Source organism: Agrobacterium sp. DE0009, assembly GCF_007680755.1.
In the GTDB taxonomy this organism is placed as follows: Bacteria; Pseudomonadota; Alphaproteobacteria; order Rhizobiales; family Rhizobiaceae; genus Agrobacterium; species Agrobacterium tumefaciens_B.
Genome location: NZ_VEIU01000001.1, coordinates 1,434,225 through 1,454,742, shown reverse-complemented (window position 1 = coordinate 1,454,742; position 20,518 = coordinate 1,434,225). Strand labels below are relative to the sequence as shown.

20 protein-coding genes are annotated in these 20,518 nt (G+C 60.2%); 13 read left to right on the top strand and 7 right to left on the bottom strand.

What is annotated here, in order from left to right:
- From mnhG to FS804_RS07350, 7 genes are all read right to left on the bottom strand, one after another.
- A complete protein-coding gene (mnhG, locus tag FS804_RS07380) occupies positions 1–345 on the bottom strand; it encodes a monovalent cation/H(+) antiporter subunit G (protein ID WP_063949663.1) in 345 nt (114 codons plus the stop codon).
- The gene (locus FS804_RS07375) at positions 342–623 is read right to left on the bottom strand and encodes a K+/H+ antiporter subunit F (protein WP_004439850.1); all 282 of its coding nucleotides are present in this window, start codon (positions 621–623) and stop codon (positions 342–344) included. The genes mnhG and FS804_RS07375 overlap by 4 nt, the downstream gene beginning before the upstream one ends.
- The gene (locus FS804_RS07370) at positions 620–1,108 is read right to left on the bottom strand and encodes a Na+/H+ antiporter subunit E (protein ID WP_063949664.1); all 489 of its coding nucleotides are present in this window, start codon (positions 1,106–1,108) and stop codon (positions 620–622) included. The genes FS804_RS07375 and FS804_RS07370 overlap by 4 nt, the downstream gene beginning before the upstream one ends.
- Positions 1,105–2,751 (bottom strand): monovalent cation/H+ antiporter subunit D, encoded by a 1,647-nt coding sequence (locus FS804_RS07365; protein ID WP_186376692.1) that lies wholly within the window; start codon positions 2,749–2,751, stop codon positions 1,105–1,107. The genes FS804_RS07370 and FS804_RS07365 overlap by 4 nt, the downstream gene beginning before the upstream one ends.
- A complete protein-coding gene (locus FS804_RS07360) occupies positions 2,748–3,083 on the bottom strand; it encodes a Na+/H+ antiporter subunit C (protein WP_003493763.1) in 336 nt (111 codons plus the stop codon). Before FS804_RS07360 ends, FS804_RS07365 begins: the two co-directional genes overlap by 4 nt.
- Positions 3,083–6,001: a monovalent cation/H+ antiporter subunit A gene (locus tag FS804_RS07355; protein ID WP_063949666.1), complete on the bottom strand. Its 2,919-nt coding sequence runs from the start codon at positions 5,999–6,001 to the stop codon at positions 3,083–3,085. The genes FS804_RS07360 and FS804_RS07355 overlap by 1 nt, the downstream gene beginning before the upstream one ends.
- 102 nt (positions 6,002–6,103) lie before the next feature.
- Positions 6,104–6,481 (bottom strand): hypothetical protein, encoded by a 378-nt coding sequence (locus tag FS804_RS07350; RefSeq protein WP_144576359.1) that lies wholly within the window; start codon positions 6,479–6,481, stop codon positions 6,104–6,106.
- Between the two features lie 452 nt (positions 6,482–6,933).
- Here FS804_RS07350 and FS804_RS07345 point away from each other — a divergent pair, with 452 nt between their 5' ends.
- The 13 genes from FS804_RS07345 (at position 6,934) to FS804_RS07285 (ending at position 20,494) form a co-directional block, all read left to right on the top strand.
- Positions 6,934–8,592 carry a methyl-accepting chemotaxis protein gene (locus FS804_RS07345; protein ID WP_371417824.1) on the top strand — a complete coding sequence of 553 codons (1,659 nt, stop codon included), beginning with the start codon at positions 6,934–6,936 and terminating at the stop codon, positions 8,590–8,592.
- Positions 8,592–8,891: an STAS domain-containing protein gene (locus tag FS804_RS07340; RefSeq protein ID WP_144575891.1), complete on the top strand. Its 300-nt coding sequence runs from the start codon at positions 8,592–8,594 to the stop codon at positions 8,889–8,891. The genes FS804_RS07345 and FS804_RS07340 overlap by 1 nt, the downstream gene beginning before the upstream one ends.
- Positions 8,888–9,253, top strand: a complete 366-nt coding sequence (gene cheY1 / locus FS804_RS07335; protein WP_003493773.1) for a chemotaxis response regulator CheY1 — start codon at positions 8,888–8,890, stop codon at positions 9,251–9,253. Before FS804_RS07340 ends, cheY1 begins: the two co-directional genes overlap by 4 nt.
- A gap of 16 nt (positions 9,254–9,269) precedes the next feature.
- Positions 9,270–11,534 carry a chemotaxis protein CheA gene (locus tag FS804_RS07330; protein WP_144575889.1) on the top strand — a complete coding sequence of 755 codons (2,265 nt, stop codon included), beginning with the start codon at positions 9,270–9,272 and terminating at the stop codon, positions 11,532–11,534.
- A 13-nt stretch (positions 11,535–11,547) separates the two neighbouring features.
- The gene (cheR, locus tag FS804_RS07325) at positions 11,548–12,456 is read left to right on the top strand and encodes a protein-glutamate O-methyltransferase CheR (RefSeq protein ID WP_144575887.1); all 909 of its coding nucleotides are present in this window, start codon (positions 11,548–11,550) and stop codon (positions 12,454–12,456) included.
- A complete protein-coding gene (cheB, locus tag FS804_RS07320) occupies positions 12,453–13,508 on the top strand; it encodes a protein-glutamate O-methylesterase CheB (protein WP_063949672.1) in 1,056 nt (351 codons plus the stop codon). The genes cheR and cheB overlap by 4 nt, the downstream gene beginning before the upstream one ends.
- Entirely contained in the window at positions 13,508–13,897 is a 390-nt protein-coding gene (gene cheY2 / locus FS804_RS07315; RefSeq protein ID WP_003503467.1) for a chemotaxis response regulator CheY2, read from the top strand. The genes cheB and cheY2 overlap by 1 nt, the downstream gene beginning before the upstream one ends.
- Positions 13,894–14,439 (top strand): chemoreceptor glutamine deamidase CheD, encoded by a 546-nt coding sequence (cheD, locus tag FS804_RS07310; RefSeq protein ID WP_063949673.1) that lies wholly within the window; start codon positions 13,894–13,896, stop codon positions 14,437–14,439. Before cheY2 ends, cheD begins: the two co-directional genes overlap by 4 nt.
- A 14-nt stretch (positions 14,440–14,453) precedes the next feature.
- Positions 14,454–14,837, top strand: a complete 384-nt coding sequence (locus FS804_RS07305; RefSeq protein ID WP_063949674.1) for a hypothetical protein — start codon at positions 14,454–14,456, stop codon at positions 14,835–14,837.
- Positions 14,838–14,965: 128 nt separating this feature from the next.
- A complete protein-coding gene (gene fliF / locus FS804_RS07300) occupies positions 14,966–16,648 on the top strand; it encodes a flagellar basal-body MS-ring/collar protein FliF (protein WP_186376691.1) in 1,683 nt (560 codons plus the stop codon).
- A 373-nt stretch (positions 16,649–17,021) separates the two neighbouring features.
- A complete protein-coding gene (gene visN, locus FS804_RS07295) occupies positions 17,022–17,753 on the top strand; it encodes a transcriptional regulator VisN (RefSeq protein WP_063949676.1) in 732 nt (243 codons plus the stop codon).
- Positions 17,754–17,804: 51 nt separating this feature from the next.
- Positions 17,805–18,506 carry a transcriptional regulator VisR gene (gene visR / locus FS804_RS07290; RefSeq protein WP_063949824.1) on the top strand — a complete coding sequence of 234 codons (702 nt, stop codon included), beginning with the start codon at positions 17,805–17,807 and terminating at the stop codon, positions 18,504–18,506.
- 140 nt (positions 18,507–18,646) lie between these two features.
- Complete coding sequence (locus FS804_RS07285; protein WP_063949677.1) at positions 18,647–20,494, top strand: methyl-accepting chemotaxis protein; 1,848 nt, start codon at positions 18,647–18,649, stop codon at positions 20,492–20,494.
- Positions 20,495–20,518: the final 24 nt, after the last annotated feature.

The following is a 20,518-nucleotide window of genomic DNA, read 5'->3' as shown; positions in this document are numbered from 1 at the left end:
TTACAAATGCTCCCGGTTATCCGTATTCTGCTCCGCCCGGTCCCGGTAAAGTGCTGCCCGCCCGAGGAGCATCAGGGAAACCGGCGTCGTCACCGTCATGAAGATGCCGATGAAGATCTCGTGGAAAGCGAAGCGGCCGCCGGAGACGGAGAAATAGATGATGGAGGCCATGACAATGCCGCCGGTGCCCCAGCTGGTGCCGAGTGTGGGGGCATGCAGCCGCTCGTAAAAGCTGCTTAGCTTTGCAAAGCCGATGGAACCGATCAGCGTCAGCGAAGCGCCAAGGAGGACGAAGAAAGCCACGGCGATCGCGGCCCAGAGCGGGAATTCTTGAGCTTCGATCATTCGATCACCTCGCCACGCATGAGGAATTTTGAAAGGGCCACGGTGGACACGAAGCCCAGGATGGCGATCAGCAGCGATGCCTCGAAGTAGATATCGTTGCCGGTGCGCAGGCCGAAGGTCAGCAGCAGCAGCATGGCGTTGACATAGAGCGTGTCCATACCCAGCACTCGGTCCTGCGCACGGGGGCCGATGGCGATGCGATAGACCGAGATCGTCATGGCGATGGCCAGCATCAGCTGCGCTAGTGAAAAGGACCAGAAAAGGATAATCGAACTCATTCGAATATCTCCATCAGCAGTTTTTCATATCGGTTCTTGATAAGGCTAATCCAGGCGGCCTCGTCGACGTCGTCGAGAACGTGCAGCAGAAGCGTGCCTTGGCTGGAATTATATTCGAGCCAGGCGCTCCCGGGCGTCGAGGTCAGGATGGTCGCCAGAACGGCCAATGCCATCGGGTCGCGGATGTCGAGCGGCACCGCCAGAAAGCCGGATGTACGGTCGCGGTCACGCCGGAACAGAATGATCGTCATGACCGCGAAATTGGATCTGATGATGTCGTAAAGCACGATCAGGATCAGATAGGCGAGCTTGTGCCAGTTGCGGATGCGCGGCTTGGCTGGACGCAGCGACGCCATCGACCAGGACGCGATGAGCGCGACGCCGGTGCCAAGCAGCAGATGGCCGGGGGAAAAGCTGTTGATCGTCATCCAGAAGATGATGAGTGAGAGCGTCAGCAGCGGATAGGGAAGGAGACGGCGGATCATGGCTCTGCCTCCGGATTGGTGCCCGCTCGTGGTGCGGAAATGACGCCCTGAATATAGCTCGCCGGCAAATCCAGAATGCGCGCCGTCTCCTGCATGTAACGCATGACAGGCCCGGCCTGCACGGTCATGGCAAGGGTGAGGGCGAGCAGCAGCATGATCGGCGCGATTTCGATGACGAGCACACGCGGCACGGTGCCCTCGATGGACGCCCAGAAGGTGCGGATGCCGGCTCGGGTCATCGAAATCAGTGAGGCGAAACCGGAAAAGACGATCAGGAAAATGATCCACCAGGAGAGCGTGGAAACGCTGTCGTTGGCACCGAGACCCGATGGGTTGAGGATTGCCGTGAGCATCGAGAACTTGGCGATGAAGCCTGATAGCGGTGGCAGGCCGGCAAGAAGAATGCCGCAGGCGGCAAAGCAGGCGCCGAGCACCGCCATGGTCGCGGGCATGGTGACCCCAACTTCCTCTTCTTCCTCCTCCTCCTCGCCTTCGCCATAGGCCTCCATGGTCACGGCAAGAACGTTCGCACCCGCGTCCTGGCCGCGCTCGACAAGTTCGATGAGCATGAAAAAGGCGCTGATCGTGAGGGTGGAGCTGACGAGATAATAAAGCGCGCCCGCCGCCACTGTCGGATTGCCGGTGCCCATGGCGGCGAGCAGCGTGCCTGAGGAAACCAGAACCGAAAAGCCGGCAAGCCTTCCCAACGCCTGCGATGCCAGAACCCCGATCGCCCCGAAGATGATGGTGGCGATGCCGCCGACGAGCAGCGCATCATGGCCAAAGCCGGCGGATTCCCCGGCTGTCTGTCCAAAAAGCAGGAAGGACAGGCGCGCGATGACATAAATGCCGACCTTGCTCATGATGGCGAACAGGCCGCCAACCGGGGCGGAGGCTGCACCATAGGCGGAGGGGAGCCAGAAATTCAGCGGCCACATGCCGGCCTTGACCAGGAAGGCAATACCGAGAATGGCGGAGCCGGTTTCGAGCAGCATGCGCTGGTCCGGGTTCAGCCCCTCTATCCGGTGGGCAAGATCACCCATGTTCAGCGTGCCCGTGACGCCATAGATCAGGCTGACGCCGATCAGGAAGAACAGCGCGGCCACGAGGTTGATGGCAATGTAATGCAAGCCCGCCTTGACGCGCTGCTGGCCCGAACCATGCAGCAAGAGGCCATAGGAAGCCGCCAGCATCACTTCGAAGAACACGAAGAGATTGAAGAGATCGCCGGTCAGAAACGCGCCATTGACGCCCATCAGCATCATCTGGAACAGCGAGTGGAAATGCGCGCCGGACTTGTGCCACTTCGCCATGGAATAGATCAGCGACGGAATGGCAAGCAGCGCTGTGAGCAACACCATCAGGCCGGAAAGCCGGTCGGCGACGAGCACGATACCAAATGGCGCCGGCCAGTTGCCGAGCAGATAGACCCCGCTCGAAACGACGGCGGCGATCTCGGTATTGACCGTCGAATTCACTTCGCGGAACAGCAGGATCGCAACCACCAGCAACAGCACGGTGGAGGTAAAGCTGATGGCGGCCTTCGCCACGCGCTGGCGCTCGTCGAAGAACAGCAGCAGCGCGGCGGTAATTAGTGGCAAAAGGATCGGCGCGATCACGATGTGGAAGGGGAACGACATCATTTCGACTCCCTCCCGTCCACATGGTCGGTGCCGGTAAGGCCGCGCGCGGCAAGCAGCACCACGAGGAAAAGCGCGGTCGTGGCAAAGCCGATGACGATGGCGGTCAGCACCAGCGCCTGCGGCACCGGGTCTGCCAGCGTTGAACTGTCGACGCCGTTGACCAGCACCGGCGGCGCATTGGTCTTGATGCCGCCGACGCCGAATATGAAGAGATTGACGGCGTAGGAGAGCAGCGACAGGCCGACGATGACCTGATAGGTGCGCGGGCGCAGGATGAGCCACACGCCGGAGCCGGTCATGATGCCGATGCCGATGGCGAGAATGAGTTCCATTACACGTCCTCCGCTTTTGCGGCGTCAGGCGTGCGAACGCGGTAGTTACGCAACGATTGGTGTGCCAGTGCTATCAGGATAAGAACGGTGGAGCCGACGACCAGCGAGAACACGCCGAGATCGAACAGCAGGGCGGAAGCAGTCGGCATTTTGCCGATATAGGGTATTTCCGTATATTGGAAATAGGACGTCAGGAACGGGTAGCCGAAATACCACGAGCCGATACCCGTGGCCGCGGCCATCAAGAGGCCAAAGCCCATCCAGCGCAATGGCAGGATGCGGATGCGATCTTCCGCCCAGCGCGCGCCCCCGGCCAGATATTGCAGCAGGAAGGCGATCGCCATGGTGATGCCGGCCGCGAAACCGCCGCCGGGCATGTCATGGCCGCGCATGAACAGGAAGATCGAGAAGGTGATGATGACAGGGAACATCCACTGCATGACGATGGACGGCACGTAGAGATAGTCGCGCACCGTATCGCCCTTGCTCCGGTCAGGACGTTCGGCATCGAAGGCATTCTGCAGCTGCTGCTGTTCCGGCACGCCAATGCTTTCATGAGCGGGACGGAAACGGCGGAGCAGGGCAAACACGGTAAGCGCCACAATGGCCAGAACCGCAATCTCCCCGAACGTATCGAAGCCGCGGAAGTCGACCAGGATGACATTGACGACATTGGTGCCGCCACCTTCGGTATAGGCCCGTTCCAGGAAATAGGTGGCGATCGCATTCGGCACCGGCAGCGTCATCACGGCGTAGGCGATGACGGACATGCCGATACCGCTGGCGGCGGCCAGCAGGAAGTCCCGGGCGCGGCGAAGCTGCGCCGGCAGTTCATCGCTGCTGTCGACCTTTTCGAAGCGTTTCGGCAGCCACCGGAGACCAAGCAGGATGAGAACCGTGGTGACGATTTCCACCAGCAACTGGGTGATGGCGAGATCCGGCGCGGAAAGCCACACGAAGGTGAGGCAGGTGACAAGCCCGGAGACGCCGAGCATGACGAGCGCGGCGAGGCGGTGATATTTCGCCTGCCAGGCGGCGCCCATGGCCGCAATCATGCCAATCAGCCACAGAATAGCGAAGATCGGATCGAAGGTCGTGACGCGCGGCAGCGAGAGGGAGAATTCAGAAAGGAAGAGCGGCGAGAAACCGGCAAGAAGCGCCACGAGGATGAGAAGCCTCAGCTGCGGCTGCAGACGCCGCGTGCCGAGCGTGCTTTCCAGCCACCGCGCCCATTTCCAGGACACGGTGACGATGATGCGCTCGAAGATGCGCTGTCCCCGTAAATGCCGGAAGACAGGCGGGCCATCGTCACAGCGCGAGAAATATCCGCCGAGGAGGGCGTAGATCGCCACGCCGCCGATCAGCGCCGCGATACTCATGATCAGCGGCAGGTTGAAGCCATGCCAGATTGAAAGGCTGTAGACCGGCGTCTGCGCGCCGAGCACCGAAAGCACGGCGGAATGCAGGAAGGGACCAATCGACAGGCTCGGAACGATACCGACGATCAGGCAGGCGAAAACCAGGAACTCGATCGGGAAGCGCATCCAGCGTGGCGGCTCATGTGGATTGGGGTTGGGCAGATCGACGGGCTTGGGTCCGAAGAAGACCGTGTGGATGAAGCGCAGCGAATAGGCGACGGCGAAGGCGCCCGACAGCGTCGCGACATAGGGCAGCGCCCGGTCGAGAAGCGAGTCGGCATGGGTCTCGACGGCCTCGGCAAAGAACATTTCCTTGGAGAGGAAGCCGTTGAACAGCGGCACGCCGGCCATCGCCGCGCTTGCCGCCATGGCGAGTGTCGCGGTTGCAGGCATATAGGTGTAAAGCCCGCTTAGGCGTCGCATGTCGCGGGTGCCGGTCTCATGGTCGATGATGCCGGCCGCCATGAACAGCGAGGCCTTGAAGGTGGCGTGGTTGACCATATGGAAAATGGCCGCCACTGCTGCGAGCGGACTGCCAAGGCTGAGCAGGGTGGTGATAAGGCCAAGATGGCTGATTGTGGAGTAGGCGAGCAGGCCCTTGAGGTCCTGCTGGAACATGGCGAAATAAGCGCCGAGCAGCAGCGTGATCACACCGGCGACACCCAGCAGCCAGAACCACTCGGGTGTGCCTGCGAGCACCGGCCAGAACCTTGCCAGCAGGAAAACGCCCGCTTTCACCATCGTGGCCGAATGCAGGTAAGCGGAAACCGGCGTCGGAGCGGCCATGGCATTGGGCAGCCAGAAGTGGAAGGGAAACTGCGCGCTTTTCGTCAGCGCACCGCCGAGAATGAGGATGAGCGCGGGCAGGTAAAGGGGATGGGCGCGGATGGTCGCACCTGCCTCGATAATCTTGTCGAGGTCATAGCTGCCGGCCATGTGGCCGAGGATCAGCAATCCGGCCAGCAGACTGAAGCCGCCGATACCGGTCACCGTCAGCGCCATGCGGGCGCCGTCACGCGCGCCAGCGTTCTGGTGCCAGTAGCCGATCAGCAGGAACGAAAAGATGCTCGTCATTTCCCAGAAGATGGAAAGCAGAATGACGTTGCCGGACAGGACGACACCGAGCATGGAACCCATGAAGGCAAGGAGAAAGGCAAAGAAGCGCGGTATCGGGTCTTCCGCCGACATGTAATAGCGGGCGTAGAGGACCACGAGCAGGCCGATGCCGGTAATCAGCATCGAAAAAATCCAGGCAAATCCGTCAAGCCGGAGCGTGAAGTTCAACCCCAGCTGCGGTAGCCATTCGACGTCGTATTTTAAGGCCGCGCCGCCGCTGACGCTGGTATAAAGGAAAATACTGCTGACCAGCCCGAAAAGGGCGACTGCACCCGCAACGGATGCGGGAGCGGCGGCGGCACCCTCGCGCGGCATGAATGCCGTCAGGAGGGCGCCGACGAAAGGCAATGCGACAATGAATGGTAGAATGGTTGCAAGTGTCATATGCGGCGGCGGTTTTCTCTCTGGAATGGAGCTTGCGGCGGATTTCCGACGACTCCAATCCTTCGGGATTCCCAATGAATCCCACGATGATCGCCGGAATGACTAGTACATAAGATGCGGAGGCGCGCGTGGTACCACGCTGGCAAAGTCTCGTGACGCTTGTGGCGCGACGGCAACAGCAAGGAGCCGCGCCTTGGTCTCGCGGGCGATGCCCATTACGGGCAAAGGAAATGCCGTCTGGTCAAACCCGGCAATACTATGACCGGCCCTGCAGCCGAAATTGCTGTCGCTATCGCACTGTTTGTCGCGAAGCGAAGGAGAACGGCCGAGATCGACGGTCTGCATGCGCTCGAGGCGGCTGGACTTCGTAAGGGGCTTGAAACCCGATGGCGCCTGGAAGCCGATCATCACGAGAAGGCTCGCGACCACGAGACCGATCAGCACTTGCGGATGGCGCCTTGAACTGCGGCCTTTCTCCATCCATTGCAAGTTGGCATCTCCTTGATCGAAAAGGTCTCTTTAAAGCATCACCGCTCAGCGAATATCCCGTTGATTTGTTTTAGGGGAAGCCACCGGCGCTTGTCCAGCACGCAGGCCGGAAAAACCGCCTTGAACGGCCAATTCCTTTTCGTTTTTGCCCGTTTGCGGCAAAGTCGGGGCGGGGGCTGTTAAAAGACTTTACAAATTTTACGGTTTGACCGGGAACGCGCCGTTTCTTAACTTTCAAGCAAGGAATTAACCATAAAGATTGGTGGTATTTCCACGGCGGAATGGGGCCTCTCCCCTTCCAGGCATGACGCCGCACTGCCGTACCGGTGCCGATCCGGTATTTCGTTTCTTGGTTCAAGAAGGTCTGGCAAGCGTCGATGCCGCATCGTCCGCGATGGGTATGTTCGTTCAAAAATCCCTGGAGGGTGCTGACGTTCTGAACCTTGGTCAATCTGGCCGGGTTCTTCCGGCTGTCATGGTGTTGGGGACGTCGGTTGGGGCAGGACTTGCCATCAGATCAAGCGCGCAGATCGCCAGGCGGGAGCCTGGCGGGACGGTTGCGCTTTGCCGGTCTCGATGAAAAGCAATCCGATTTTCTGCGCAGCTACCGCGGCATGCTGGAGCCTTACGTCAAGGCCGGCCTGCGCGACGTGATGAGCCGCTTCCAGTCCATGCCGGACTGTTCCCCGTCGTTCGAAAGCGAAAACCAGCTTGAGCGCCTGCACGATCTGCAATCCTCGCACTGGAGCGTGCTGACCGATGCGCGGTTCGACGCGCTTTACGCCGAGCGCGTGAAGGTTCTCTCAGACAATGCCAGCCGCATGGGTCTCGACCCGCGCTGGCAAATCGCCAGCCACGCCGTCGTTCTGGAACATCTTGTCGGTGGGCTGGTTGCCGAACACGCACCCCGATCCATCCTGCCGGGCGGCCGGAAAAAGAGCCGCGAGCTCGCCGAAGCCGTTAAGAATGTTGTTCGCCTGGTGATGGTCGATAGCGAGATAGCCGTCTCGTTGCGTTTTAACGAGTTGCGCCTGCGCCATGGCCGCGAGTTGCAGGAGCAGCGCGATAATGACCGTGCCGAAGCGGCAAACCTGCTCGGTTCGGCGCTGAAGGCATTTGCGGCGGGCGATTTGCAGGCACGTGTCGCAGGTGATGTTCCCGATGCCTACCGGGATGTCGCGACAAGCTTCAACACGGCGCTTGAGACCATAGGTGCGTCGCTGACGGCGGCCCGTAACAGCGTCGGCGAGGCCGAGGCCTTGAGCGGACGTTTTGCCGATATCGGTCGTTCCATTGCCGAGCGTTCACGCCAGCAGGCCGAAGCCCTTGCCGAAACCTCCCGCGCGATTCAGGGGCTCATCGGCAACGTTGCCGAAAACGGGGCTCGCATCGCGGCGACCGAAAGGGCCGTGTCTAGCGCCCGTGACGCAGCGGTCGAAAGCGGCCGGGCGATCGGCGAGGCCATCGACGCCATGTCCGATATCGAACAGTCAGCCGAGCAGATCGGCAGGATCATCGGCACTATTGACGAGATCGCATTCCAGACCAATCTTCTTGCGCTCAATGCAGGCATAGAGGCGGCCCGGGCGGGTGAAAGCGGTCGTGGTTTTGCCGTTGTCGCGCAAGAAGTCCGTGCGCTTGCGCAACGGTCCGCCGATGCCGCACGGGAGATCAAGAGCCTTGTCGGCACCACCAAGACCCAGGTCGAAGGCGGTGTGCGCATGGTCAACCGCACGCAGGAAGCAATCGGTGGCGTCGTCCAGCAGGTTTCCGGCATCAGCGACATGATCGTGGAAGTATCGCGGCACACGACCGGTCACGCCGGCGAACTGCAATCCGTCGCGGCCGATATCGTTGAGCAGCAGCAGCAGGCAACCCGCAATGCATCCGAAAGCGGCGCCAGCGCTTCCGAGGCGGACGCGCTTCACACCGTCATTCTGGAACTCGGCCGCACCGTGCGCGAATTTCGTATTGCCCGCCAGGAACATTTCGCTGCCGCCGCCGGTGTGGATCGGCATCAGGCATCATTTATCGCCCGTGAGGATAGCCGCACGGATTACCGCCAGGATTACCAACAATTCAGACGTCAGGGAGTCATGTAATGGCAGCCAGAAAAGCAGCTGAGGCGACGCTGAAACTGTCACCGGTGCTGGACCTCAACGAAGCATCGGCCCTGCACGGCAAGCTGATGACGTTGCGGGGAGCACCGCTGTCGGTGGATGCGTCAGAGGTGGAACGTATCGGCGCCCTTTGCGCGCAGGTCCTGATGGCCGGTGCCAAATCGTGGCAGGAGGACGGCAAACGCTTCGGCTTTGCCAGCGTGTCCGACGCATTCGACAAGACCATGAAACTGATAGGCGTCGATATCGATCATTTGCTCCTGAAGGAGATGCAAAAGTGAAGAAAAAAGTCCTTACCGTGGATGATTCCCGGACGATCAGGAACATGCTCCTGGTCACCCTCAACAATGCCGGTTTCGAAACCATTCAGGCCGAAGACGGGATTGAGGGCCTCGAAGTACTCGAGCAAAGCAACCCCGACGTCATCGTGACAGACATCAACATGCCGCGTCTCGACGGCTTCGGCTTCATCGAGGGTGTGCGTCGCAACGAAAAATATCGGGCGATCCCGATCCTCGTTCTGACGACCGAAAGCGATGCAGAAAAGAAAAACCGCGCCCGCCAGGCCGGTGCGACCGGCTGGATCGTCAAGCCGTTCGATCCTGCCAAACTCATCGATGCCATTGAACGCGTAACCGCCTGATACGGGACATTTCACGATGGATATGAACGAAATCAAGGAAATCTTTTTCCAGGAATGCGAGGAGCAGCTCGCCGAACTGGAATCGGGGCTTCTTAAATTGAATGACGGCGACCGTGACCCGGAAACCGTCAACGCCGTTTTCCGTGCCGTTCATTCCATCAAGGGCGGGGCTGGTGCCTTCGGTCTCGATGATCTCGTGGCCTTCGCCCACGTCTTTGAAACGACCCTCGACTGCGTGCGCTCCAACAAGCTGGAACCGACGCAGGACGTTCTGAAAGTCATGCTGCGTTCCGCCGATGTGCTGGCAGACCTCACCAATGCCGCAAGAGACGGCGGCAGTGTCGATGACAGCCGCACCCGTGGCCTCGTGAAGGAACTGGAGGCTTTGGCAAACGGCGAAGCCGTTCCGGCATCCGCGCCAGCTCCCGTTGCCGTCAAGGCGCCGGAACCCGTGAAGGCCAAGCCGACGGATGAGAGCGGTTTCGAGCCGATTCCTTTTTCCTTCTCGGATTTTGCCGACGAAACCACGCCGCTGATGAAAGCACCGTCCTTCCAGATCAGCTTCAAGCCGCATGCGTCGCTTTATTCCAAGGGCAATGAGGCAGCACTTCTCCTGCGTGATCTCTCGCGGGTCGGCGACATGAGCATCAATTGCGACATGTCGGCGCTGCCGTCGCTCGACAAGATGGACCCGGAGGCCGCTTATTTCTCGTGGACTGTTTCCATTACCACGGAAAAGGGCGAGGAGGGTATCCGCAGCGTCTTCGAATTCGCCGAGTGGGATTGCGATCTCGACATCGCGCCTCTCGTTTCGGAGGCCACCGCAGAGGCCGAAGAGCTGCCGATGATCCCGGTTCCGTTCGACCTTTCAGCACTCGATAGCGGACCGGAAGAACAGCCTGCTGTCGAAATCGTCGCGGCGCAAACGTCTTTCGTTGCCGAAGCCGTCGAGACCGCGGTCGCGACGACGCAAATCGCTCAGAGCGTCAATGCCGCCATCGAAAAGCGTGAAGCCGCGGCAGCGCCCGCCGCAGCGGCGCAGGCAAACGCCAATGCTGCTGCGAATGCGAGCGCCGGCCAGACCATCCGCGTCGATCTCGACCGCGTCGACCGCCTGATCAACCTCGTTGGCGAACTCGTCATCAATCAGGCGATGCTGTCGCAGAGCGTCATCGAAAACGACGCCAGCGGCACGTCTGCCGTCAATATGGGTCTCGACGAGCTTCAACAGCTGACGCGCGAAATCCAGGACAGCGTGATGGCCATCCGCGCGCAGCCGGTGAAGCCGGTCTTCCAGCGCATGTCGCGTATCGTCCGCGAAGTCGCCGACATGATCGGCAAGCAGATCCGCCTCGTCACCGAAGGTGAGAATACCGAAGTCGACAAGACGGTCATCGACAAGCTGGCCGAGCCGCTGACGCATATGATCCGCAACGCCGTCGACCACGGCATCGAAACGCCGGAAAAGCGCGAAGCCGCGGGCAAGAACCCGGAAGGCACCATCAAGCTTTCGGCCAAGCATCGTTCGGGCCGTATTCTCATCGAGCTTCAGGATGACGGTGCAGGCATCAACCGCGAGCGCGTCCGCCAGAAGGCCATAGACAACGATCTGATCGCTGCCGATGCGAACCTGACGGATGAAGAGATCGACAATCTCATCTTCGCGCCGGGCTTCTCGACCGCCGACAAGATTTCCGACATTTCCGGCCGTGGCGTGGGTATGGACGTGGTCAAGCGCTCCATTCAGGCGCTGGGTGGCCGTATCAACATCTCCTCGCGTCCCGGCTTCGGCTCCACCTTCACCATGAGCCTGCCGCTGACGCTTGCCGTTCTCGATGGCATGGTGGTAACGGTCGCCGGCCAGACGCTGGTGGTGCCGCTGACCGCGATCGTCGAAACCCTGCAGCCGGAAGCGAAGAACATTCATTCCTTCGGCGCGAACCAGCGGTTGATATCCATCCGCAACTCCTTCTGCCCGCTCGTCGATGTCGGCCGCGTTTTGAACTTCCGCCCGACCCAGGCCGATCCGGTCGAAGGTGTGGCGCTTCTGGTGGAATCGGAAGGCGGCGGCCAGCGTGCGCTGATGGTTGACGCCATCCAGGGCCAGCGTCAGGTCGTCATCAAATCGTTGGAAGCCAACTATACCCATGTGCCGGGCATTGCCGCCGCCACCATCCTCGGAGACGGACGCGTTGCGCTCATTCTGGATGTAGACGCCATCGTCAGCGCTTCGCGCGGGCAGCCACTCAAGCAGGAAATGTCGCTCGCGGCGACAGGTTGAAGGCGGATCATCCATGGCAGCACTTAATTTCAGCGACCAGCGCCAGTCTGCCGACGAGGTTCTTGCCAGCGGCGAATACCCGCTGACGAGGCGCGACCTGTCGGAAATCGCGGCGATGATCTATGCCGATGCCGGCATCTACCTCAACGACACGAAGGCGTCGCTGGTCTATTCCCGCCTGTCGAAACATATTCGCAATCTCGGCCTTTCCGGATTCCGCGAATATTGCGCGCTTGTCTCTTCGCCGGAGGGGGCGCAGCCGCGTCGGGAAATGCTGTCGCACCTGACGACGAATTTCACCCGCTTCTTCCGCGAAAACCATCATTTCGAACATCTTCGCGACGAGGTCCTGCCGGGGCTCATCGCCCGCGCAAAGAGCGGCGGGCGCGTGCGCATCTGGTCGGCCGCCTGTTCCGACGGACAGGAGCCCTATTCGATCGCGCTGACCGTGCTTGCCATGTTCCCGAACGCGGCCGATTACGACTTCAAGATTCTGGCGACGGATATCGATCCAAAGATTCTGGCGCAGGCCCGCGCCGGCGTTTACGACGACAATGCTCTCGAAACCGTGTCTCCCGCCATGCGCAAGCAGTGGTTTGCGGAGGTCGATGCCGGCGGTCGCCGCAAGTTCAAGATTGACGACAAGGTCAAGCGTCTCATCACCTTCAACGAGCTGAACCTGATGACGCAATGGCCTTTCAAGGGCAACTTCGACGTCATCTTCTGCCGCAACGTCGTCATCTATTTCGACGAGCCCACGCAGATGCGGATCTGGTCGCGTTTCGCCGGGCTGCTGCCAGAAGGTGGTCATCTCTATATCGGCCATTCCGAGCGTGTCTCCGGCGATGCCAAGAACCTGTTCGACAATACCGGCATCACCACCTACCGCTACATCGGGCAGGCATCCGGGAGGAAGGCATGAGCGCACTCGCACGGGTACTCGTCGTTGATGATAGTCCGACCATGCGCGGCCTGATCTCGGCTGTGCTCAAGGCCGACCCTGAGGTCGAAGTCGTGGGTCAGGCCGGCAACGCCATGGAAGCGCGCGCGGCCATCAAGCAGCTCAATCCCGATGTCGTGACGCTCGATATCGAGATGCCGGAAATGAACGGCCTCGAATTCCTCGAAAAGATCATGCGCCTGCGGCCGATGCCCGTCATCATGGTCTCGTCGCTCACCCATCGCGGTGCGGATGCCTCTTTGGCGGCGCTCGAAATCGGGGCCTTCGACTGTGTCGGCAAGCCCGCGCCCGGCGATTCACGCCCCTTCGGCGATCTGGCTGACAAGGTGAAGGCTGCTGCACGCTCACAGCATGCGGCTTACCGCGCCGTGCGCCCCGAAGTGGCCGCCGCGCCGCAGGCCGTTCCCGTCAGCGATTATCGTGCGGGGCGCAAGGTCGTGGCCATCGGCTCCTCTACGGGCGGCGTCGAAGCGCTGATCGCGGTATTGCAGAAGTTCCCGGCCAATTGCCCGCCGACCGTCATCACCCAGCACATGCCGCCGACCTTTACCAAGAGCTTCGCCGAACGGCTGAACCGCATCTGCGCGCCCGTCGTGGAAGAGGCAACCGACGGAGCGCGCCTGCAGACCGGCAAAATCTACCTTGCGCCAGGCGGCGAGCGCCATTTGCAGATCGCCAACCGGGCAGCACCCTGCTGCCGTCTTCTGGAGCGCGATCCTGTCAATGGCCACCGCCCTTCCGTTGATGTGCTGTTCGATTCCGTTGCCGAACTTGCAGGACGCAACGCCGTTGGCGTGATCCTGACCGGCATGGGTCGAGATGGTGCCGCCGGGCTTCTGAAGATGCGCCATGCCGGCGCCCGCACCGTCGGTCAGAACGAAAAAACATGCGTCGTCTACGGCATGCCCCGCGTCGCCTATGAGCTTGGCGCGGTAGAGCAGCAATTGCCGCTGGCCTCCATTGGCGAAGAAATCCTGAAACTAACCACTGCCCGCAAAGAAGGTGCTGACTAATGTCTCTCGCAGAAAAGATCAAAGTTCTGATCGTTGATGATCAGGTGACCAGCCGGCTGCTCCTCAGCGATGCCTTGACGCAGCTCGGTTTCAAGCAGATCACCGCCGCTGGCGACGGTGAGCAGGGAATGAAGATCATGGAGCAGCAGCCCCATCATCTCGTCATTTCCGACTTCAACATGCCGAAGATGGACGGTCTCGGTTTCCTGCACGCGGTGCGGGCGAACCCGACCACCAAGAAGGCCGCTTTCATTATTCTCACGGCGCAGGGCGACCGCGCGCTGGTGCAGAAGGCCGCCCAGCTCGGCGCCAACAACGTGCTCGCCAAGCCCTTTACCATCGACAAGATGCGTGCTGCCATTGAAGCGGTTTTCGGATCGCTGAAATGATTGAAACTGCGGCCAAGCGCGTACACATCATTCAGGGCGAGTATAAGGTCATCAGCGATCCCGACGTGGTGCTGACGACGATACTCGGTTCGTGCGTGGCCGCCTGTCTCAGAGACCCCGTTGCCGGCATCGGCGGCATGAATCACTTCCTGCTGCCGGGAACGGGGAGCGTGACCGGTGGAGATGCGACGCGTTATGGCGTGCATCTCATGGAACTTCTGATCAACGGGCTCCTCAAGAAGGGTGCGCGACGCGACCGGTTGGAAGCCAAGGTTTTCGGTGGCGCGAAAACGATCGCCAGCTTCTCCAATGTCGGTGAGCAGAATGCCATTTTCGCCATGCAGTTTCTGAAGGACGAAGGCATTCCTGTCCTCAGCTCTTCGACCGGCGGCGATCATGGTCGCAAGATTGAATTCTGGCCGGTCTCCGGTCGTGCCCGTCAGCATCCGCTGAGCGGCGCGGAAACCCAGAAGACGGTTGCTCTGGAAACACGTCCGGCACCGGCTCCCAAGCCTGTCGCCAACGACATCGAATTTTTTTAGTCACGGAGTTTCCAATGCAGCTTGCAGAGCCCACCGACGCCACTCCGTTCGAAGAAGCCTTGCCGGATGTGCTGATGCGGGTGGTATCGGAACTGCACGATGTCGCTTATCTCATCGAGCGTATCGAGCCGCAGTTGCTGGAGGTAACCAGCGGTCAATTGTCCACCGAAGGCGTAAAGCTGCTGCAGGGCATCGATCTTGCCGTGCAGAAGACGCGGGGCCTCGCCGAGTTCATCGATACCATTACGGGGTCGATCTCCAGTGAGTGGATCGTGGATGTCAGCACGGCGCTCAGCCTCGTGAAGCTGGCCGAGATGCAAAAGGCTCTCGGCGCTGCTTACCGTCACGGCCACTCGCAGCCCCTCGACAAGGCCTCAGGCGACTTCGACCTGTTTTAGAGCAAATCGGCCCTTCCTCCCTTCCCGCGCGGAATGCGGAGAAAGGCAACGCTCGCGCAAGCTTCGCACCCTATTGTCATCACGGGGCCAAAAGGTCTCGGACTCTATGAATGACGGTGCGGAACAGAATGAATCTGTTAAATCAAATCCCTCAGGTCTTGAAGAATGTCGCGGCGCTGGGGCAGACGCGGCTGCTGATGTTGGGCGGCGTGGGCGTTGTGTCCATGGCCATTATCCTCGCGGCAGCTCTTTATGTTAACCGTCCCGCTTACGAGACCCTGTATGTGGGACTTGAAAAGAGCGACCTCAACAAGATCAGCATTGCGCTCGCCGAGTCGGGTCTCGACTTTCAGGTGGGAACCGATGGTTCCAGCCTCCAGGTCCCCGTCGGCTCGACCAGCAAGGCGCGGCTGCTTCTTGCAGAACGCGGCCTGCCTGACAGCGCCAACGCCGGTTACGAGCTTTTCGACAATGTCGGCTCTCTCGGCCTGACCTCCTTCATGCAGGAAGTGACGCGCGTTCGCGCCCTTGAGGGCGAGATCGGCCGCTCCATTCAGCAGATCGACGGTATCGCGGCTGCCCGCGTCCATATCGTGATGCCCGATGTCGGCAATTTCCGCCGCGGCGAACAGAAGCCGACCGCATCCGTCATGATCCGGGCCAGCGCTTCAGCCGGCCGCAAAGCCTCCGCTTCGATCCGCCACCTCGTCGCGTCGGCCGTTCCAGGCCTTGAAGTCGATGATGTGACGCTGCTCGATTCGACAGGTCAGCTTCTCGCCTCCGGCGACGACGTTACCAATGCGGCGATGAACCGTTCGCTGACGCTGGCGCAGAACGTCCAGCAGGAAATCACGACCAATATCGACAAGGCGCTGGCGCCTTTCCTCGGCATGGACAATTTCCGCTCCAGTGTGACCGCGCAGCTCAATACCGACAGCCGCCAGGTCCAGGAAACCGTCTACGACCCGGAGTCCCGCGTCGAGCGCTCCGTGCGCACGGTCAAGGAAGATCAGAAATCGCAGGAAACCCAGCCCGATACCGCAGCGACCGTCGAACAGAACGTGCCGCAGGCAGCACCGCAGGGCGGCGGCGGCGGTCCGCAGTCTTCCGACCAGTCGGCCAAGAAGGAAGAGCAGACCAACTACGAAATCAATTCCAAGACGGTCGCCACGGTCAAGAACGGTTACACGCTCGAGAAGCTTTCGGTTGCCGTCGTCGTCAACAAGGGTCGCATCGCGAAAATGGTCGGCGAACCTGCCGATCAGGCCAAGATCGATGCCTATCTTGCCGAAATGCAGAAGATCGTCACCTCCGCAGCTGGCATTTCCGCTGACCGCGGCGACATGGTCACCCTGACGGCCATGGACTTCCTCGAAACGCAGCTGCTCGACGAAGCCGCCACCGGGCCTGGTGTCATGGAAGTGCTGAGCCGCAACTCCGCCGGCATCATCAACTCGCTCGCCTTCGTCGCCGTCGCCTTCCTGGTTGTCTGGCTTGGCGTCCGTCCTCTCGTCCGCACGGTCACAGGCAACGGTGCTGCCGCAGGCCAGCTCAGCCAGGAAGCGGCTGGTCTTGAACTGCCGGACTTCTCTCCGGGCATGGATGCAGGTGCTGGCGGCCTCATGGAAGGCTTCGGGGCGGACTTCGGCTTCGACAGCACCGACGATCTCCTGGCAGGAAACGATGGCGAAGGCACCTTCAACCGCCGGGTTCGCGAAGGACCGGAACGCAGGCTCTCCCGCATGGTGGAGATCAGCGAGGAAAGAGCCGCCAAGATCCTGCGAAAATGGGCAGTGGAAAAAGCAGCATGATGTGGAAAAAGGCCGGTTTCTCCGGCCTTTTTTCGTTGTCGCCGGGTTTTTGCTATCCTTGGCGAACGCATCGTGGCAGTGTCGGTTTGGGACACTGTTTACGAAAAATTCAGTAACGATACATTTTGCTGGGAATTGGCTGATAATGCCGTTTATCGATTGAACAGCTTTTCAGTATGTTTTTTGGCAATAGACGAACGGTGAAATACGTGGAAAGGCTGTTGCCAGGGAATGGCAAACTTCGGTCTGTTCCATAAAATGAAATGATTCGGTCTCCGGGGGCGTGCCAAGCCGCTTTTTTGGTTAGCTTCTCGAATGGAATGATTCCATCCCGATGTATCACCTCCCGTTGGGAGCAAGAGGGCGTAGGCGATTGAAAGTCGATGTTGATATCCGCAGGCTGTCGGCCAAGCCTATGGAGGGCATGGGTAAACCCCTGCCGCGCGATCAGCTTGCCAAGAACGTCGCAGCCACGGCTGCTGCCGGTAACGTTGCAGGCGCGCTTGATCTGCTGGTAACCTACGCTGGCGCCTCGCATTATCTGCTGGCGCGGGATGATCTTCTCGAAGAAACCGGGCTGAAATTCATCGTCACCTCCGACTGGCCGTTCGATCTGGTCCGTCGGCTCGGCGTCGAGCTGGCAAACAACCAGAACAGGTCGAGCGAGATGGAAAAATGCCTCTCGCTGCTGCAGCCGCGATTGCTGATGCTGCCTGATGATGTCCCTGTTCCCCACGGTATTGACCGTCAGTATTCGGCGCTGTCTTTCTGTGTGGGTCGCATTCGCCTTTCCCTTCTGCTTTTGTTTCCCGAGGAGGCAGTGCCTTCGCCGGAACGGCTGCGCGAAATCGCCCTTCTGACGGGCTATTGCGTCAGCTTCGGCATTGCCAGCGAAGCAAAGACGGTGCGCGATATTGATCTCACCGAGCGTGAGCTTGAGTGCCTGTTCTGGATCGCGGAAGGCAAGACAAGCGATGAAATTGCCATGATCCTTGGCATTTCGCGCAATACGATCAATAATTACATCACAAGCGTGATGCGGAAAACGGCGACAAAAACCCGCTCGGAGGCAATCGCCTACGCCGTGCGCAACAACCTCGTATAGGTCGGACGGATGGGACAGACGAAAGACAATGAAGGTACTGGCCAGACGGGCATGTTTTACCGCAGTCCCGTCGTGACGAGCCGGTCGGATCTGTTTCCGAAACTCGTCGCCATGCAGAAGCTTGTCGGCGCGCGAAATTTCGTGGTGACGAAAGCTGCCGCTTCCGGTTTCCCCAACAAGAAGAAGATGACCTGTGAGCTGGAAAACTGGGGCATGAATGCCGCAGAACAGAGCGCGCAGTTCATCCGCGCCGTCGGTGATATTCTCCTTGATCATATCGAGACGTCGCTCCTGCCTGTCATCTGGCGCAACAAGAATGCCGGCGGCTTTGCCGACCTTCCCGATGTTCCAGCGCTTCTGCGCCGCATCGAAAATGACGTCTTGCCCTATGCGGGGCTTGCCCTGCCAGTGCGGCTCGGCACAATCGGCAACGGCTATATCGTCTTCTGCGGCACCAATCTCGTCCTAGACAACGAGGTCGTGATCGAGCAGCACATCAAATGCTGCGAGATCATGGTGGATATGCTGGCGCTGGACGAGCGAAAGGCCGCCCCTTCGGAAGCGTTGAGCGAAAGGGAAATCGCCTGCCTGCAACTGGCGGGGGATGGTCGCATCAGTGAAGAAATCGCGGTCAAGCTCGGCCTTTCCGTGCATACCGTCAACGCCTATCTCGGTTCGGCAACGATCAAGCTCGATTCCGTCAACCGTATTCAGGCAATCGCCAAGGCGATCCGACTGGGCTACATCCATTGAAATGAACTGGCGGGTCCTCCGCTTGACCGTCAGGTAGCCGACTTGGCTTCTGCACCTTAAAACGTGCTATCCGCACTTCGCGGTTTTTTAACAGTTGCCAATTAGAACTTTCGTAAGTTTAGTTTTGGGGGCACTGTTTCATGCACAATCGGATATTCAGGTCCGTGGCGGGTAAGGTCGTTGCATTGACGATCGGCCTGATCGCGCTCAGCGTGGCGGCAGTTGGTTTTTCGACCTATATCCGCTTGAAGGACAACATCATCACCACCGCGCTGCGTGACACGAACAGCGCGATGCGCAACATGGCAATCCTCTATGAGATGAAGGTTGGCGGCGTTGCTCTCGAAATGGTGGATGGCAACCTCAAGAGCGTCGGCCGCGCCAGCATCGGAACGATGCGCGACAATGACCTCGTGGACCGCACCGCAGCCGGAAACGGCGGGATTTCCACCGTTTTTGAAGCCAAGGGTGGCGAGTTCATTCGCCTGACCACCAACCTCAAAAATGAGAAGGGTGAGAGAGCGGCGGGCACCAAGCTTGCGACCGATCATCCTGCGTTCGAAAAAGTCTCCAAGGGTGAATCCTATTTCGGCACGGCGACGCTGTTCGGCATCCGTTACATGACGGGCTACATGCCGGTCACCAACAAGACAGGCGCAACGGTCGGCATTCTTTTCGTTGGCGTTCCTATGGATGTCTACGACGCCCAGATTTACAGCCTGCGCGACATGATGCTGCTCTGCGGTTCGCTGGCCATGCTCGGCGTTGGACTGCTCGCTTATTTTGTCATCAGGCGTACGCTTCAGCCGCTGGGCAAGCTCACCGCGGCGGTCAAGTCTCTTTCTGACGGCGATCTCGATACGCCGATCCCTTACGCCACCAACACCAACGAATTCGGCAACATCGCTCGCGCCCTGGTCATCTTCCGCGAGAATGCACTTGAGAAACTGGCGATCGAAAGCCAGAGCGCGGAAGAACGCTCCGCTGCGGAATCCGAACGGCACCGCAACGACGCCGAAAAGCAGGAAATGGACAGCCAGATCGAGTTCGCCGTCGGTGAGATCGCGTCGGGTCTTGGCAGGCTGTCGCGTGGCGATCTCAGCCGCACCATCGACACGCCCTTTGCCGGCCGGCTCGATCGTCTGCGCACGGATTTCAACGAGTCCCTGCTCAACCTGCGCGATGCGCTGGGGCAGATCCGCGAGCGCACGCTCGTCATCCAGCACAGCGGTCTCGAAATCGAACAATCCTCGGTCGATCTGTCGAAGCGGACCGAAAACCAGGCCGCCTCGCTGGAAGAGACAGCGGCTGCCGTGGACGAAATCACCGCCACGGTCAGGTCCTCGGCCGAGCGGGCTCGTGAAGCCAACGAGGCCGTCCGGGTGACCAAGCAAAGTGCCGACAGCTCCGGCTCGGTCGTCAGCAACGCTGTCGATGCCATGGGGCGCATTGAGGACGCATCGCGCAAGATCGAACAGATCATCGAAGTCATTGACGATATCGCCTTCCAGACCAACCTCCTTGCCCTGAACGCCGGCATCGAGGCGGCACGGGCCGGCGAGGCTGGCAAGGGCTTTGCCGTCGTGGCGCAGGAAGTGCGCGAGCTTGCGCAGCGCTCGGCGGATGCGGCCCGCGAGATCAAGCAGCTCATCAACCAGTCCACCCATGAAGTCAGTTCCGGTTCGAAGCTGGTGCAGGAGGCGGGCACGGTTCTTTCCGCCATCAGTCAACAGATCGTCACCGTCAGCCAGCATGTCGAAACCATCGCGACGGCAACGCAGGATCAGTCCTCCGCACTTCACAACGTCAACAGCTCCGTCAACCAGATGGATCAGATGACGCAGCAGAACGCGGCGCTTGCCGAACAGTCGAGCGCGGCCAGCATGATCCTGTCGGGTGAGGTCAAGGCGCTTCTCGAGCTGGTGCAGCGGTTCCAGATGGAGCAGGGCTCTGCCGGACACTCGGATCGCTTCAACCGCGCGGCCTGAGGCTCCATTTCCAAATGATCCAGG

Coding starts and splice junctions, on each gene's coding strand:
- FS804_RS07330 (WP_144575889.1), top strand. CDS start 9,270: ATGGATATGAACGAAATCAAGGAAATCTTTTTCCAGGAATGCGAGGAG.
- FS804_RS07285 (WP_063949677.1), top strand. CDS start 18,647: ATGCACAATCGGATATTCAGGTCCGTGGCGGGTAAGGTCGTTGCATTG.
- fliF (WP_186376691.1), top strand. CDS start 14,966: ATGAATCTGTTAAATCAAATCCCTCAGGTCTTGAAGAATGTCGCGGCG.
- FS804_RS07355 (WP_063949666.1), bottom strand. CDS start 6,001: ATGACACTTGCAACCATTCTACCATTCATTGTCGCATTGCCTTTCGTC.
- FS804_RS07375 (WP_004439850.1), bottom strand. CDS start 623: ATGAGTTCGATTATCCTTTTCTGGTCCTTTTCACTAGCGCAGCTGATG.
- cheD (WP_063949673.1), top strand. CDS start 13,894: ATGATTGAAACTGCGGCCAAGCGCGTACACATCATTCAGGGCGAGTAT.
- cheB (WP_063949672.1), top strand. CDS start 12,453: ATGAGCGCACTCGCACGGGTACTCGTCGTTGATGATAGTCCGACCATG.
- cheR (WP_144575887.1), top strand. CDS start 11,548: ATGGCAGCACTTAATTTCAGCGACCAGCGCCAGTCTGCCGACGAGGTT.
- FS804_RS07350 (WP_144576359.1), bottom strand. CDS start 6,481: ATGGAGAAAGGCCGCAGTTCAAGGCGCCATCCGCAAGTGCTGATCGGT.
- FS804_RS07360 (WP_003493763.1), bottom strand. CDS start 3,083: ATGGAACTCATTCTCGCCATCGGCATCGGCATCATGACCGGCTCCGGC.
- cheY2 (WP_003503467.1), top strand. CDS start 13,508: ATGTCTCTCGCAGAAAAGATCAAAGTTCTGATCGTTGATGATCAGGTG.
- mnhG (WP_063949663.1), bottom strand. CDS start 345: ATGATCGAAGCTCAAGAATTCCCGCTCTGGGCCGCGATCGCCGTGGCT.
- FS804_RS07365 (WP_186376692.1), bottom strand. CDS start 2,751: ATGATGTCGTTCCCCTTCCACATCGTGATCGCGCCGATCCTTTTGCCA.
- FS804_RS07305 (WP_063949674.1), top strand. CDS start 14,454: ATGCAGCTTGCAGAGCCCACCGACGCCACTCCGTTCGAAGAAGCCTTG.
- FS804_RS07370 (WP_063949664.1), bottom strand. CDS start 1,108: ATGATCCGCCGTCTCCTTCCCTATCCGCTGCTGACGCTCTCACTCATC.
- visR (WP_063949824.1), top strand. CDS start 17,805: ATGTTTTACCGCAGTCCCGTCGTGACGAGCCGGTCGGATCTGTTTCCG.
- FS804_RS07340 (WP_144575891.1), top strand. CDS start 8,592: ATGGCAGCCAGAAAAGCAGCTGAGGCGACGCTGAAACTGTCACCGGTG.